This is a genomic window from Streptomyces sp. NPDC029139, from assembly GCF_055564335.1.
Genome location: NZ_JBVHWN010000001.1, coordinates 107,867 through 122,853 on the forward strand (window position 1 = coordinate 107,867; position 14,987 = coordinate 122,853).

Annotated in this window: 11 protein-coding genes; 8 read left to right on the plus strand and 3 right to left on the minus strand. The window is 72.1% G+C overall.

Annotated elements, in window-relative coordinates; translation table 11 throughout:
- The first annotated feature begins 12 nt into the window (after nucleotides 1-12).
- Complete coding sequence (locus ACZ4VW_RS00435; protein WP_467956859.1) at nucleotides 13-1,482, plus strand: glycoside hydrolase family 16 protein; 1,470 nt, start codon at nucleotides 13-15, stop codon at nucleotides 1,480-1,482.
- 246 nt (nucleotides 1,483-1,728) lie between these two features.
- Here the strand turns inward: ACZ4VW_RS00435 and ACZ4VW_RS00440 are convergent, their stop codons facing one another.
- Nucleotides 1,729-3,135, minus strand: coding sequence for a cation:dicarboxylate symporter family transporter (locus tag ACZ4VW_RS00440; RefSeq protein ID WP_467956860.1), 1,407 nt, complete (start codon nucleotides 3,133-3,135; stop codon nucleotides 1,729-1,731).
- A gap of 187 nt (nucleotides 3,136-3,322) precedes the next feature.
- On the opposite strand from ACZ4VW_RS00440, the gene ACZ4VW_RS00445 reads away from it, so the two are divergent.
- From ACZ4VW_RS00445 to ACZ4VW_RS00460, 4 genes are all read left to right on the plus strand, one after another.
- A complete protein-coding gene (locus tag ACZ4VW_RS00445; protein ID WP_467956862.1) occupies nucleotides 3,323-5,101 on the plus strand; it encodes a sensor histidine kinase in 1,779 nt (592 codons plus the stop codon).
- Nucleotides 5,098-5,784 (plus strand): response regulator, encoded by a 687-nt coding sequence (locus tag ACZ4VW_RS00450; protein ID WP_467956864.1) that lies wholly within the window; start codon nucleotides 5,098-5,100, stop codon nucleotides 5,782-5,784. Before ACZ4VW_RS00445 ends, ACZ4VW_RS00450 begins: the two co-directional genes overlap by 4 nt.
- A gap of 244 nt (nucleotides 5,785-6,028) precedes the next feature.
- Nucleotides 6,029-6,637 carry a helix-turn-helix domain-containing protein gene (locus ACZ4VW_RS00455; protein WP_467958113.1) on the plus strand — a complete coding sequence of 203 codons (609 nt, stop codon included), beginning with the start codon at nucleotides 6,029-6,031 and terminating at the stop codon, nucleotides 6,635-6,637.
- A gap of 9 nt (nucleotides 6,638-6,646) precedes the next feature.
- Nucleotides 6,647-7,384 (plus strand): tyrosine-protein phosphatase, encoded by a 738-nt coding sequence (locus ACZ4VW_RS00460; protein ID WP_467956866.1) that lies wholly within the window; start codon nucleotides 6,647-6,649, stop codon nucleotides 7,382-7,384.
- A gap of 58 nt (nucleotides 7,385-7,442) precedes the next feature.
- On the opposite strand, the gene ACZ4VW_RS00465 is transcribed toward ACZ4VW_RS00460, so the two are convergent.
- The gene (locus ACZ4VW_RS00465) at nucleotides 7,443-8,513 is read right to left on the minus strand and encodes a helix-turn-helix domain-containing protein (RefSeq protein ID WP_467956868.1); all 1,071 of its coding nucleotides are present in this window, start codon (nucleotides 8,511-8,513) and stop codon (nucleotides 7,443-7,445) included.
- Between the two features lie 285 nt (nucleotides 8,514-8,798).
- A complete protein-coding gene (locus ACZ4VW_RS00470) occupies nucleotides 8,799-9,824 on the minus strand; it encodes an ATP-dependent 6-phosphofructokinase (RefSeq protein ID WP_467956870.1) in 1,026 nt (341 codons plus the stop codon).
- A 259-nt stretch (nucleotides 9,825-10,083) separates the two neighbouring features.
- Here ACZ4VW_RS00470 and pta point away from each other — a divergent pair, with 259 nt between their 5' ends.
- The 3 genes from pta to pyk all read left to right on the plus strand — a co-directional run bounded on the left by pta (nucleotide 10,084) and on the right by pyk (nucleotide 14,929).
- Complete coding sequence (gene pta / locus ACZ4VW_RS00475) at nucleotides 10,084-12,177, plus strand: phosphate acetyltransferase (RefSeq protein WP_467956872.1); 2,094 nt, start codon at nucleotides 10,084-10,086, stop codon at nucleotides 12,175-12,177.
- Complete coding sequence (locus tag ACZ4VW_RS00480; protein WP_467956874.1) at nucleotides 12,174-13,424, plus strand: acetate kinase; 1,251 nt, start codon at nucleotides 12,174-12,176, stop codon at nucleotides 13,422-13,424. Before pta ends, ACZ4VW_RS00480 begins: the two co-directional genes overlap by 4 nt.
- A 74-nt stretch (nucleotides 13,425-13,498) precedes the next feature.
- Nucleotides 13,499-14,929: a pyruvate kinase gene (gene pyk, locus ACZ4VW_RS00485; protein WP_467956875.1), complete on the plus strand. Its 1,431-nt coding sequence runs from the start codon at nucleotides 13,499-13,501 to the stop codon at nucleotides 14,927-14,929.
- Nucleotides 14,930-14,987 lie beyond the last annotated feature (58 nt).

The following is a 14,987-nucleotide window of genomic DNA, read 5'->3' on the forward strand; positions in this document are numbered from 1 at the left end:
GGAGGTGTTCCTTTGCGTTCCCCGAGCCGTGTCAGACGAACTCCCCTGCTCGCCTCGCTCCTCGCCGCCGCCCTCGCCGCGGGCGCCCTGCTCGGCCTGGGCGGGGCCGGCACCGCCAGCGGCGCCGTGCCGCCGGCGCCCGGCTGGTCGCTCCAGTGGAGCGACGACTTCAACGGCCCCGACCGCTCCCTGCCGAACACCGCCGAGTGGCAGATCGACACCGGCCACGGCTACCCGGGCGGCCCCGCCAACTGGGGCACCGGAGAGATCCAGAACTACACCGCCAGCCCCGACAACCTGCGTCTCGACGGCACCGGCAACCTGCGGATCACACCGCTCAAGGACGGTGCGGGGAACTGGACCTCGGCCCGGATCGAGACCAAGCGCGCCGACTTCAAGGCCCCGGCGGGCGGGACCCTGCGCATCGAGGGCCGGATCCAGATGCCGAACGTGACCGGGGACGCCGCCCTCGGCTACTGGCCGGCCTTCTGGGCGCTCGGCGCGCCCTACCGGGGCAACTACTGGAACTGGCCCGCCATCGGCGAGTTCGACATCATGGAGAACGTCAACGGTCTCAACTCGGTCTGGGGCGTGCTGCACTGCGGGGTGAACCCCGGCGGCCCCTGCGGGGAGACCACCGGCCTCGGCGCCAGCCGCACCTGCCCGGGCGCGAGCTGCCAGTCGGCCTTCCACACGTACCGCTTCGAGTGGGACCGTTCCGTCTCCCCCAACGAGCTGCGCTGGTACGTGGACGACCAGCTCTTCCACAGCGTGGACGAGACCAGGATCGGCGCGCAGGCGTGGGCCGACATGACCAACCACGCGGGCTACTTCCTCCTGCTCAACGTGGCGATGGGCGGGGCCTTCCCGGACGCGCTGGCCGGAAGGACGCCGACGGCCGCGACGGTGTCCGGGCGGCCGATGCTGGTCGACTACGTGGCGGTGTGGACGAAGGGCGGCGGCTCGACGACCCCGCCCACCACTCCGCCGCCGACCACTCCCCCGCCGTCGGGGTCCTCGCAGCTGTACCTGCGGACGGGCGGAGGCGCCGGGGACGCCCAGTCGGCCGCCTCGGCCGTCACGCTGGCCTCGGCGGGCGGCGCCAACCACGACGGCAGCCCGGCCGGCGCGCAGGTCTTCACCTCGGGCCCGGTCACCCGGAGCTACAACGGCGGCTCGACGCAGTTCGACCTGTTCGTGGACGCCGGGTCCGTGATCGCCAACGGGCAGCAGGTCCGGGTGAGTTACGACCGTACGGGCGACGGGACCTGGGAGCGGGTGGAGACGTACCAGTACTTCGCCACCGACCCCGTGCCGGGCTACGAGCACTACACCCAGGCGAGGGGCCTGAAGTCCGCCACCGGCAGCCATGGGGACCTGGTGAACGGACGGGTCCGGATCGAGGTGTGGAACGCGATCGGGAACGGGCCGAGCACGGTCGGCGTCGGGAACCAGTCGGTGGTCAGGATCCCCTTCTCCTGACCGCGGCTCCGCACGACGGAAGGGCCCGTACGACCGCGCGGCTCCGCACGACGGAAAGGCCCGCACCCCGGCGTTCCGGGGTGCGGGCCCCCTCCGCGTGCCGGCGGCGCCGCACCACGCGACGACCCCGGCCGCGAGGAACGCGGCCGGGGTCGTCTCCGTTCCCCGGTGCCCGGATCCGGCTCAAGGCCCGGGACCCGGGGCGGTCTTTCGTCGGGCGGCCTTTCCGGCCCCGGCCCGGGTATGTCAGACGCCCGCGCGCGCCTTCTCCTCGCCGCCCACGGCGGCGTCGGCCCGCTGGTCCGGGACGGCGGACTCCTCGTCCCCCGCCGGCGCGTGGTCGTCGACCAGGGTCTTCTCGTCGAACGGGACCCGGCCGGCCAGGACCTCGGAGACGCGGGCCTTGTCGATCTCCTTGGTCCAGGTGCCGACGAGCACCGTCGCGACCGCGTTGCCCGCGAAGTTCGTCAGGGCGCGGGCCTCGCTCATGAAGCGGTCGATGCCGACGATCAGGCCGACACCGTCGACCAGCTCGGGCCGGTGCGACTGCAGGCCGCCCGCGAGGGTCGCGAGGCCCGCGCCGGTCACGCCCGCCGCGCCCTTCGACGCGATGATCATGAAGACCAGCAGGCTGATCTGCTCGGCGAGCGAGAGGGGGTTGCCCATCGCCTCGGCGACGAAGAGCGAGGCCATCGTCAGATAGATCGCCGTGCCGTCCAGGTTGAAGGAGTAGCCGGTCGGCACCGTGATGCCGACGACGGGCTTGCTGACACCCAGGTGCTCCATCTTCGCGATCAGCCGCGGCAGCGCCGACTCGGAGGAGGAGGTGGACAGGATGAGCAGGAACTCGCGGCCCAGGTACTTCAGCAGCGCGAGGAGGTTCACCTTGGCGACCAGCCACAGCAGCGCGCCGAGCACCACGAAGACGAAGAGCGCGCAGGTCACGTAGAAACCGATCATGATGACGGCGAGCGACTTCAGCGCGTCGACGCCGGTCGCGCCGACGACCGCGGCGATGGCACCGAAGGCGCCGATCGGGGCGACCCACATGATCATGGCGAGGATGCGGAAGACCAGCCGCTGGATGTGGCCGATGCCGCGCAGGACCGGCTCCCCGGCCTTGCCCATCGCCTGGAGCGCGAAGCCCGCGAGGAGGGCGACGAGCAGGGTCTGCAGGACCTCGCCCTCGGTGAAGGCGGAGACCAGCGTCTTGGGAATGATCCCCAGCAGGAAGTCCGCGGTGGACTCGCTCGCCCCGTCGGCCTGCTTGGCGCCGGCCTCGGCGACCTCCTTCGTCAGGTGGAGGCTGGAGCCGGGCTCCAGCAGGTTGCCGACGAGCAGGCCGATGGCGAGGGCGACGGTCGACATCACGAGGAAGTACCCGAGCGCGAGTCCGCCGACGGCCCCCACCTTCGCGGCCTTGCGGACGGAGCCGACACCGAGAACGATCGTGCAGAAGATGATCGGCGAGATCATCATCTTGATCAGGTTCACGAAGCCGGTGCCCAGCGGCTTGAGCTCGACGGCGACTCCCGGCGCCACGAAGCCGACGGTGATGCCGAGCACCACGGCGGCGATGACGGCGAGATACAGGTAATGGGTACGGTCCCGTTGTGCGGCCACGGGGTCCTCCTCGTACTGATGGGTGTCCACGTCCCGGTGGATCCCCGCGACTATCCATCACCCTGTGACCCGGGTCACCCTTACGTTCGTTTCGTTCACGGGCGAAGCGTCGGCGGCCGGTCGGCGGGCCGTCGGAGGTCCGCCGACCGGCTTCGGCGGAAAACGATTCGGGAACGGCGATTCCCCGGCGCAAATCCGGCCAGGCACACTTACCGGCATGCGCCTCACGTTCCCCCGGCCTCGCAGCCTCGCCGGCCAGCTCTTCGCGATGCAGGTCGTGCTGGTGGCCGCGATCGTGGCCGGGTGCGCGGTCTTCGCGTACGTCACGGACCGCGCCCAGGCGGAGGAGACCGCGCGCCGCCAGTCCACCGCGACCGCGACGGCCGTCGCCGGCTCCCCGTCGGTGGTGGAGGCCGTCGGCTCCCCGAACCCGACGGCGCGGCTCCAGCCGTACGCCGAGACGGTGCGGCAGCGGACCGGGGTCGCCTTCGTGGTGATCATGGCCCCGGACGGCAGGCGCTGGACGCATCCGGAGTCGGAGCAGATAGGGCGTACGTATCTCGGGCACATCGAGCCGGCCGTCCAGGGGCGGACCTTCTCCGAGACGCACCTGGGCGTGCTCGGGCCCTCGGTCCGGACGATCACGCCGGTGTACGGCGACGGCGGCCGGGTCGTCGCGCTGGTCAGCGCGGGCATCACGATCGAGCGGATCAGCGAGCAGGTACGGGAGCAGGTGACGGCCCTGCTGGGCATGGCGGGGGCGGCGCTGGCGCTCGGCGGCGCCGGCACGTACGTCATCAACGCCCGGCTGCGGCGGCACACGCACGGCATGAACGCGGCGGAGCTGAGCCGGATGCACGACTATCACGAGGCCGCGCTGCACGCGGTGAGCGAGGGGCTCGTGATGCTGGACGGACAGCGGCGGATCGCGCTCATCAACGACGGGGCGCGCGCGCTGCTCGGTCTGGACGCGGAGGTGGTGGGCCGGTCGGCGGCGGACCTCGGACTGCCCGTCTCGCTCACCAGCGCGCTGCTCGCCTCCGAGCCCCGGGTGGACGAGCTCCATCTGACGGCCGAGCGGGTGCTCGTCGTCAACACCCGTCCGGTGGTGGGCGGGGAGCGCCGGGGAACGGTCGTCACCCTGCGGGACCGTACGGAACTTCAGGCGCTGTCGGGTGAGTTGACCTCGGAGCGCGGGTTCACCCAGGCGCTCCGCTCACAGGCCCACGAGGCCGCCAACCGCCTGCACACGGTCGTCTCGCTGATCGAGCTGGGCCGGGTGGAGGAGGCCGTCGGCTTCGCGACGGCCGAGCTGGAGCTGGCCCAGGCGCTCACCGACCGGGTGGTCGACGCGGTCGGCGAGCCGGTCCTGGCGGCGCTGCTCCTCGGCAAGGCGGCGCAGGCCAACGAGTCGGGGGTGGAGCTGATCCTGACCGAGGACAGTCGCATCGACGACGGCCTGCTGCCGCCGGCCCTGCCGTCCCGCGACCTCGTCACGATCCTCGGCAATCTGATCGACAACGCGGTGGAGGCGGCGAGCGGGACCCCGGGGACGGGACCGGCGGCCGGTGGCGGCGTACGGCCCGTGGTCAGGGTCACCGCCCTCACGCACGGCGGCGAGCTCCTGATCCGGGTCGGTGACTCGGGCCGCGGGATCCCCGAGGCCGACCAGGACGCCGTCTTCGACCGGGGCTGGACCACCAACGGCCCCGGGCGCGGACTCGGCCTCGCCCTGGTCCGCCAGGCGACGGCCCGAGCCGGTGGCACGGTGGCCCTGTCCCGCTCCCCGGAGGGCGGCGCCGAGTTCACCGTACGGCTGCCGCTGACGTCGGAGCCCGTACGGGAGCCGGGGCGACCGGACCGGGGGTCGGACCGGGAGTCGGACCGGAAGCCGCCGCAGGAAGCCGGCCGGCCGGGGCACGAGCCCGGGCGGGCGGAGCCGGAGTCCGGGCCGGAGCTCGCCCTCGGTGCGAGTGGCGCGGAGGTGTCCGCATGAGCCAGGACATCCGCGTGCTGGTCGTCGAGGACGACCCCGTGGCCGCCGACGCGCACGCGTTGTACGCCGGGCGGGTGCCCGGGTTCGGCGTGGTCGGGGTGGCGCACACCCGGGCCGCCGCCGTACGCGTGCTCGATCGCCTGCCCGTCGATCTGATCCTGCTCGACCTCTACCTGCCCGACGGTCACGGGCTTCAGCTGCTGCGGTCGCTGCGCGCCGCCGGGCACTCCGCCGACGTCATCGCCGTCACGTCCGCCCGTGACCTCGCCATCGTGCGGGAAGGGGTGTCCCTCGGGGTCGTGCAGTACGTCCTGAAGCCGTTCACCTTCGCCACCCTGCGGGACCGGCTCACCCGGTACGCCGAGTTCCGCGCCAGCGCCGGGGAGGCGTCCGGGCAGGACGAGGTGGACCGGGCGCTGGCCACCCTGCGCACCCCGCAGCCCGCCTCGCTCCCCAAGGGGCTGAGCGCCCCGACCCTGGAAGCCGTCACCCGCACCCTGCGCGACGCGCCGTCCGGTCTGACCGCGGCGGAGGCCGCCGTCGCCGTCGGGATCTCGCGCATCACGGCGCGCCGCTACCTGGAGCACCTGGTCTCGGACGGGCGGGCCGCGCGGGCCCCGCAGTACGGACAGATCGGCCGACCGGAGCTCCAGTACCGGTGGATCACGACGCTCAACCGCTGAGCCGGGGCGCCCGCGAGGGCACCGGAACACCGGTCAGCGGACGCCTCGCGCCGATTACCGAAACCACAGAGATCATTACGGAATGCTACCGACCGGTTCCGACGTTTCTACGACTTCTGGCCTTGGGTGAACGCACCGTAGCCATTCGTCACGTACCGCACCTAGCGTGGTAGTCGTGCACCACTCCCCTCCCTCCCCTCCCTTCAACGCCCTCGCCGCGCGGCGCCTGCGCGAGGGCCTCGGCATGGCCCCGGGCCATGTCGCCTACGGCCTCCGCGCCCAGTACGGCCTCGACGTCTCCCCCGACACCGTCGTCGCCTGGGAACGCGGCCGGCTCGCCCCCACCTCGCAGGAACTCACCGCCCTCGCCGGCGTCCTCTGGTGCGCCCCCGGGGAGCTGATCGCCGCCGCCACCACTCTGCGTGAACACCGGATGGCCCGCGGCCTCGCCCCGGACGACCTGGCGCGGCGCCTGGGCCTCGACGGGGCCGCCTACCTGCGGATGGAGGAATCGGGCCGCTGGCGCGGGAACGAACGCCAGACCGCCGCCCTCGCCGAGGTGCTCGGCCTCGGCCCGCGCGACCTGGTCACGGTCACCGGCAGGGACGAGGACCTGGCCCAGCTGCTGCGCGACGCCGCCACGACCCGCTGGCAGGCGTACGTCCGCCCGGCCGTGAAGCTGCTCCCCATGCCGAAGCGGACCCTGGAGCACGCGCTCCAGCAACTGCACACGGACTACCACGCGAAGATGGCGGCGACGAGCAGCTGGGGCGCCTCGGGCGACAGCGGGGATTCGGGCCGCGCGTACCTGGACCGGATCGTCCAGCACTTCTGGGAGGCGGTGGGCTCGTAGGGTGTCGGCGTGAGACGACACGTGCCCTTCGAGAACCTGCACAACTTCCGTGATCTGGGCGGCTATCGGACCGCCGAGGGCGGAACCGTCCGCTGGGACGTCCTCTTCCGTTCCGACTCCCTCGCCAAGCTGCGCGGCGCCGACCTGAACCGCTTCCAGGAGCTGGGCGTGGCCACCGTGATCGACCTGCGCTACCCCTGGGAGATCACCGCGAAGGGCCGCATGCCGGAGACCGACGGCATCACCTGGCACAACCTGAGCATCGAGCACCGCCCCTACGACCAGGCGGAGATCGACCCGGAGCTGGACCCGTGGCGCTACCTCGCCGACCGGTTCGCCGAGGTCGCGGCCGACGGCGCGGCGGAGCTGCGCGAGGCGCTGGAGGTGATCGCCGCCGCGGAGGGTCCGCTCGTCTTCCACTGCGCCTCCGGGAAGGACCGCACGGGCCTGCTCGCCGCCGTGCTGCTCGGCCTCCTCGACGTCTCCGACGAGCAGATCCTCGACGACTTCGCGCTGACCGAGCTGGCCACGGAGCGCCTGGTCGCCGACTGGCGGGCCGCCCACCCCGGCCGGGAACTGCGCTGGCCGGGCTACGGCCGGGCACCCGCCGAGATCATGCGGCTCTTCCTGGCGGACCTGCGGGCGGAATACGGGTCGGTGTACGGGTACGTCACCGGCCACGTCGGTCTCGATCCGGCCGTGGTCGAGGCGCTGCGCACGCGTCTGGTGGAAACCGCGGCGACGTAGGGGGTGCCCGATCCGGCGGACATCACTCCGGTCGTGTCCGCCGGATCGGGCACACCCCTCACGTCCGGCGGTCGAAGCTGAAGAGCTGGCCCCGCGCGTCCCCGCGGCAGGGCGCCTGGGCCAGCTCCGCCCACACCCGCGCGAGATCGCCGGTCACGGTCACGCAGGAGCCGGGCGTCGCGGAGTCCGAGGGGACGATGCGGTAGCCGGTGACGGGGCTGCCGAAGGGCTCCAGGCGGAACCGTTCGACCCGGGACGGGTCGCCGCACTCCGAGTCCTCGAAGGCGGCGTCCGCCACGCGGCCCCCGGACGGTATGCCGGAGCAGCCGGGGCCGTAGTCCGGGTGGTCGGAGACGATCCGCCAGTGGCCGGCGCCGAGATCCTCGAGCGCGTAGCGGGGGACGTCGGCGCCCTCGCAGTCCCTCTGGCGGATCTGGCCGCTGCGGCCGCCCCGCTGTTCGTTCAGGCAGAGGCCCGAGCCGATCACCCGTATCCGTACGTCCCCTTCGGCCGGCGCTGTCGGCGTGTCCGGCGCCGTCGCGCCGCCGCCGTCGTGGAGGAGGGCGGCGACCACGCTGACGCCCGCGAGGACGAGTCCGGTGAGGGCGACGAGCGCGACGAGGGTGCGGCGTATGCGCGTACGGGGGCCCGGGGGCTCGCTCACGGGCTCGGGCTCGGGCTGGGGCCCGGTGGGCCACGGGGCGGGGGTGGGCGGTTCCTCGGCGGCGGGGGTGGCGGTGACGGCGGCGGTGACGGGGTCGGAGGCGGTGACGGGGTCGGAGGGGAGGACGGGGTCGGAGGGGGCGCCGGTCCCGGTAGGCGCGTATCCGCCGCGCGCCGCGAGCTCCTTGCGCACCGTCTGCCAGTCCTCCAGCGTGCCGGGATCCGCCCCGCAGGCGCGCACGAAGGAGGTCAGGAGTTCCTCGCGGGGGACGGTCGAGCGCGCGAGCATGTTCGCCACGGTCGAGCGGGGCAGGACGTCGCCGACCGCGTCGGCGCGGGCCGACAGCTCGCGGTAGGTCAGCCCGGACCAGTCCTTGAGCGCCTGGAGCCGCGCGATGAACGAGGCGGCGTCGGTGGCCTCTCGCGGGTCGGGCGCACTGCGCCCACCGGCGTACCCCTCGGTCATACCCGCTCCCCCACCCCTCCTCCGGACAGGGTTTGGGACATGTCCGGGACAGGCTCAAGCCTTGTTGATCGAGCGGTTCGACTCAAGAGTGGAAACCGGCAATTCCGGTCCCGGCCGGAAAGGCCAGGGAAGAAACCGGGGGAAGACCCGGGACTCACGGGGGAATGACGGGGGCCGGGGTCGCGGGGGGCACGAAGGGCCCCGATCGTCCACGGGGGGACGATCGGGGCCCTTCGGAAAGCCGACGCCGCCCCAGGGACGCGGCCCGGGGCTCGGGCGGCCGGGTCAGAAGACCGACTCGGCCTCGGACATCCGGCTCGGCGGCACGGTCTTCAGCTGAGTGACGGCCTCGGCCAGCGGCACCATGTGGATGTCGGTGCCGCGCAGGGCCGTCATCCTGCCGAAGTCGCCCCGGTGGGCGGCCTCCACGGCGTGCCAGCCGAAGCGGGTCGCGAGCACCCGGTCGTACGCCGTCGGCGTGCCGCCGCGCTGCACGTGCCCCAGGATGACGGGCCGCGCCTCCTTGCCGAGGCGGCGCTCCAGCTCGACCGCGAGCCGGTTGCCGATGCCCTGGAAGCGCTCGTGGCCGTACTGGTCGATCTCGCCCTTCTTGTATTCCATGGAGCCCTCGGCCGGGTGCGCGCCCTCGGCGACGCAGATGACGGCGAACTTCTTGCCGCGGGCGAAGCGCTCCTCGACCATCTTGACGAGGTCGTCGACCTGGAAGGGACGTTCGGGCAGGCAGATGCCGTGGGCGCCGCCGGCCATGCCGGACTCCAGGGCGATCCAGCCGGCGTGCCGGCCCATCACCTCGACGACCATCACGCGCTGGTGGGACTCGGCGGTGGTCTTGAGACGGTCTATGGCCTCCGTCGCCACGCCCACGGCGGTGTCGAAGCCGAAGGTGCGGTCGGTGGAGGAGATGTCGTTGTCGATCGTCTTCGGGACGCCCACCACGGGCATCCCGGCGTCGGAGAGCATCCGGGCGGCGGTGAGGGTGCCTTCGCCGCCGATCGGGATGAGCACGTCGATGCCGTACTTCTTCGCCATCTCCGGGGCGGACTCGGCGGCTTCGGCCAAGCGGTTGCGCTCCAGCCGGGCGGAGCCGAGGATGGTGCCACCGCGGGCGAGGATGCCGCTGACCGCGTTCAGGTCGAGCGGGCGGACGTGCCCGTCGAGGAGACCCTTGAACCCGTCCTCGAAGCCGATGACTTCATCGTTGTGGCCGGTCAGGGCCCGGTGCACGACCGACCGGATCACTGCGTTCAGGCCCGGACAGTCGCCGCCTGCGGTGAGAACTCCGATGCGCATCGTGCTGTGTCTCCTGCTCGGTAGTGGTACATGTGAGCTCTGTCGATTCTCACACGCCCGGTACGGCCCCCGCGCTCCCGACTACTCCGCGTGCCCGGCTTCGGGGGCCTTCAGTCCCCCCGGTTCCAGGCTTCCGTCCGGCCTGCGTCGTATCCACCCCCAGAGGTATTGTCAAGAGGGCATTGCCACCCTATCGGGGTTTTTTGAACACACTCGGTTGACGAGGCCGGGCGGACAGCACGGGACAGGAGACCACGGCGTGACGCGCAGCGTGTACGTGACCGGGATCGACCGCGGGGACGGCCGGCAGGTCGTCGAGCTGGGAGTCATGGAACTCCTGACCCGCCAGGTGGACCGGGTGGGGGTGTTCCGGCCCCTGGTCCACGACGGCCCCGACCGGCTCTTCGACCTGCTGCGGGCCCGCTACCGGCTCTCCCAGGACGCGTCGAGCGTCTACGGCATGGACTACCACGAGGCCTCCGCGCTCCAGGCCGAGCGGGGCACCGACGAGCTGGTCTCCCGGCTCGTCGACCGCTTCCACGCGGTGGCCCGCGACTACGAGGTCGTGCTCGTCCTCGGTACGGACTTCGCCGCCACCCAGCTCCCCGACGAGCTGGCGATCAACGCGCGCCTCGCCAACGAGTTCGGCGCCTCCGTGATACCGGTGGTCGGCGGGAAGGGCCAGCCCGCCGAGTCGGTGCGGGCGGAGGCCCGTAACGCCTTCCGCGCGTACGACGGGCTCGGCTGCGACGTCCTCGCGATGGTGGTCAACCGGGTGGCCGCCGACGACCGCGCGATGATCGCCGAGCGGCTGGCGGCCCGGTTGCCGGTGCCCTGTTACGTCCTGCCCGACGAGCCCGCGCTCGCCGCCCCCACGGTCGCCCAGATCACCCACCACCTGGGCGCGGAGGTCGTGCTCGGGGACGACGCGGGCCTGGCCAGGGACGCCCTGGACTTCGTCTTCGGCGGCGCCATGCTGCCGAACTTCCTCAACGCGCTGACCCCGGGCTGTCTGGTGGTCACCCCCGGGGACCGCGCGGACCTCGTCGTGGGCGCGCTCGCCGCCCACTCGGCCGGGACCCCGCCCATCGCCGGTGTGCTGCTCACCCTGAACGAGCGGCCCAGCGAGGAGATCCTGACCCTGGCCGCCCGGCTGGCGCCCGGCACCCCGGTCATCTCGGTCTCCGGCAACAGCTTCCCCACCGCCGCCGAACTCTTCTCGCTCGAAGGGAAGTTGAACGCCGCCACGCCCCGCAAGGCGGAGACCGCCATCGGTCTCTTCGAGCGGCACGTGGACACCGCCGACCTGCTGAAGCGGATCTCGGTCGCGCGCAGCGGCCGGGTCACGCCGATGATGTTCGAGCACGAGCTGATCGAACAGGCGCGCGCCGACCGCCGGCGCGTGGTCCTGCCCGAGGGCACGGAGGAGCGGGTTCTGCGCGCCGCCGACGTGCTGCTGCGCCGGGACGTCTGCGACCTGACCCTCCTCGGCGACGTCGAGGTCATCCGGAAGAAGGCCGCCGATCTCGGCATCGCGCTCGGGGACACCCAGCTGATCGACCCGCAGACCTCCGAGCTGCGCCAGGAGTTCGCCGAGTCCTACGCGGCGTTGCGCGCCCACAAGGGCGTGACGGTGGAGCTGGCGCTCGACGTGGTGGCGGACGTCAACTACTTCGGCACCCTCATGGTCGAGCAGGGCCTGGCCGACGGCATGGTCTCCGGCTCGGTGCACTCCACCGCCGCCACCATCCGCCCAGCCTTCGAGATCATCAAGACCAAGCCGGAGGCGTCGATCGTCTCCTCGGTCTTCTTCATGTGCCTGGCCGACAAGGTCCTGGTGTACGGCGACTGCGCGGTCAACCCGGACCCGAACGCCGAGCAGCTCGCGGACATCGCCGTCCAGTCGGCGGCCACCGCGGCGCGCTTCGGGGTCGAGCCGCGGATCGCGATGCTCTCGTACTCCACCGGCACCTCGGGTTCGGGCGCGGACGTCGACAAGGTCCGCGAGGCGACCAAGCTGGTACGGGAGTCCGCCCCGATGCTGCGGATCGAGGGGCCCATCCAGTACGACGCGGCGGTCGAGCCGTCCGTCGCCGCGACCAAGCTGCCGGGGTCGGAGGTGGCCGGGCAGGCGACCGTGCTGATCTTCCCGGACCTCAACACCGGCAACAACACGTACAAGGCCGTGCAGCGTTCGGCCGGCGCCGTGGCCGTCGGGCCGGTGCTGCAGGGGCTGCGCAAGCCGGTCAACGACCTCTCGCGCGGCGCGCTCGTCAGCGACATCGTCAACACGGTCGCCATCACGGCGATCCAGTCCCAGGTCCCCGCCCAGGGTCAGGAGCCCACCGCATGACCTCCCCCTCCCCCACCCCGGCAGCCACGCGCGTGCTCGTCCTCAACTCCGGCTCGTCGTCGGTGAAGTACCAGCTTCTCGACATGAGGGACCACGCTCGTCTCGCCGTCGGCCTGGTCGAGCGGATCGGCGAGGAGACCTCGCGCCTGGTCCACACCCCGCTCCAGGGCGGCGGAGCGGAGAAGCGCGAGCGGACCGCCCCGATCGCCGATCACGCCGCCGCGCTGAAGGCGGTGGCCGAGGAGCTGGCCTCGGACGGACTCGGGCTCGACTCCCCCGAACTGGCCGCGATCGGTCACCGGGTGGTGCACGGCGGGCTGCGGTTCACCGCCCCGACCGTGATCGACGACGCGGTGCTGGCGGAGATCGAGCGCCTCGTCCCGGTCGCGCCCCTGCACAACCCGGCGAACCTCACCGGCATCCGTACGGCGATGGCGCTGCGCCCGGACCTGCCGCAGGTCGCGGTCTTCGACACCGCCTTCCACACCACGATGCCGGAGGCGGCGGCCCGGTACGCGATCGACGTGGAGACCGCGGACGCGCACCGCATCCGGCGGTACGGCTTCCACGGCACCTCGCACGCCTATGTGTCGCGTGAGACGGCGCGGCTGCTGGGCAGGGCGCCGGAGGAGGTGAACGTGATCGTGCTGCACCTCGGCAACGGAGCATCCGCCTCCGCGGTCCGCGGCGGTCGGTGCGTGGACACCTCGATGGGGCTCACCCCGCTGGAGGGCCTGGTCATGGGCACCCGCTCGGGCGACATCGACCCGGCGATCACCTTCCACCTCAAGCGGGTCGCCGGGATGGACGAGGACGAGGTCGACACCCTGCTCAACAAGAGGTCCGGGCTGGTCGGGCTCTGCGGCGACAACGACATGCGGGAGATCCGGCGCCGGATCGACGAGGGCGACGAGCGGGCCGCCCTGGCCTTCGACATCTACATCCACCGGCTGAAGAAGTACATCGGGGCGTACTACGCGGTACTCGGGAGGGTGGACGCGGTGGCGTTCACGGCGGGTGTCGGCGAGAACGCGGCTCCGGTGCGGGAAGCTGCGATCGCCGGTCTGGAGGAGCTGGGCCTGACGGTGGACGCCGGCCTCAACGCCGTACGGTCCGACGAGGCGCGGATCATCTCGCCGGACGACGCGCGGGTCGCGGTCGCGGTGGTGCCGACGGACGAGGAGCTGGAGATCGCCCGCCAGGCCTTCGCTCTGGTCGCACCGGCGCATGGAGAAGTGAACGCCTGAGCGCCCTCGCGCCCATTTGTACTTTCCACCAGACGGAATATTCCGCAGTGAAACAAACCGATAGGATCCGCCTCATGCGCCGTTCCAAAATCGTCTGCACGCTGGGCCCCGCCGTCGACTCGTATGAGCAGCTGAAGGCTCTCATCGAGGCCGGTATGAACGTGGCCCGATTCAACATGAGCCACGGGACCCAGGCAGAGCACCAGGAGCGGTACGACCGTCTCCGCAGGGCGGTGGCGGACACCGGCCGCGCCGTGGGTGTGCTCGCCGACCTCCAGGGCCCCAAGATCCGTCTGGAGACCTTCGCCGAGGGCCCCGTCGAGCTGGTGCGCGGTGACGAGTTCACCATCACCACCGAGGACGTCCCCGGGGACAAGTCCATCTGCGGCACCACGTACAAGGGTCTGCCGGGTGACGTCTCCAAGGGCGACCAGGTCCTGATCAACGACGGCAACGTCGAGCTGCGGGTCGTCGAGGTCGAGGGCACGCGCGTCAAGACCGTGGTCATCGAGGGCGGTGTCATCTCCGACCACAAGGGCATCAACCTGCCCGGCGCGGCGGTCAACGTCCCGGCCCTGTCCGAGAAGGACGTCGAGGACCTGCGCTTCGCGCTCCGGATGGGCTGCGACATGGTCGCCCTCTCCTTCGTCCGCAACGCCGACGACGTCAAGGACGTCCACAAGGTGATGGACGAGGAGGGCCGCCGGGTCCCCGTCATCGCCAAGGTGGAGAAGCCGCAGGCCGTCGAGAACATGGTGGACGTCGTCGCCGCCTTCGACGCCGTCATGGTGGCCCGTGGCGACCTGGCGGTGGAGTACCCGCTGGAGAAGGTCCCGATGGTGCAGAAGCGCCTCGTGGAGATGTGCCGCCGCAACGCCAAGCCGGTCATCGTCGCCACCCAGATGATGGAGTCGATGATCACCAACTCGCGCCCCACGCGCGCCGAGGCCTCCGACGTGGCCAACGCGATCCTGGACGGCGCGGACGCGGTCATGCTGTCGGCGGAGTCCTCCGTCGGCGCGTACCCGATCGAGACCGTGAAGACGATGTCGAAGATCGTCGCCGCGGCCGAGGAGGAGCTGCTCTCCAAGGGCCTGCAGCCGCTCGTGCCCGGCAAGAAGCCGCGTACGCAGGGTGGCTCGGTCGCCCGCGCGGCCGCCGAGATCGCGGACTTCCTGGACGGCAAGGCGCTGATCGCCTTCACCAAGTCCGGTGACACCGCCCGCCGTCTGTCGCGCTACCGGGCGCAGCAGCCGATCCTGGCCTTCACGACCGACGAGTCCACCCGCAACCAGCTCACCCTGAGCTGGGGCGTGGAGTCCTTCCTCGCTCCGTTCGTGGAGACCACCGACGCCATGGTGGAGCTGGTCGACGCGGAGCTGCTGAAGCTCCAGCGCTACAACGAGGGCGACACCATGGTCATCACGGCCGGCTCGCCCCCCGGCGTCCCGGGCACCACGAACATGGTCCGGGTGCACCACCTCGGCGGCGGCCAGCGGGACTGACGTCCGCACCACCCGCCCAGGCATGACGAGGGCCCCCGTCCGGTACGGACGGGGGCCC

Excerpts from the sequence above, each read along its gene's own strand:
- ACZ4VW_RS00445 (WP_467956862.1), top strand. The coding sequence starts at position 3,323 with ATGCGCCTCACGTTCCCCCGGCCTCGCAGCCTCGCCGGCCAGCTCTTC.
- ACZ4VW_RS00450 (WP_467956864.1), top strand. The coding sequence starts at position 5,098 with ATGAGCCAGGACATCCGCGTGCTGGTCGTCGAGGACGACCCCGTGGCC.
- ACZ4VW_RS00455 (WP_467958113.1), top strand. The coding sequence starts at position 6,029 with ATGGCCCCGGGCCATGTCGCCTACGGCCTCCGCGCCCAGTACGGCCTC.
- ACZ4VW_RS00465 (WP_467956868.1), bottom strand. The coding sequence starts at position 8,513 with ATGACCGAGGGGTACGCCGGTGGGCGCAGTGCGCCCGACCCGCGAGAG.
- ACZ4VW_RS00470 (WP_467956870.1), bottom strand. The coding sequence starts at position 9,824 with ATGCGCATCGGAGTTCTCACCGCAGGCGGCGACTGTCCGGGCCTGAAC.
- ACZ4VW_RS00480 (WP_467956874.1), top strand. The coding sequence starts at position 12,174 with ATGACCTCCCCCTCCCCCACCCCGGCAGCCACGCGCGTGCTCGTCCTC.
- pyk (WP_467956875.1), top strand. The coding sequence starts at position 13,499 with ATGCGCCGTTCCAAAATCGTCTGCACGCTGGGCCCCGCCGTCGACTCG.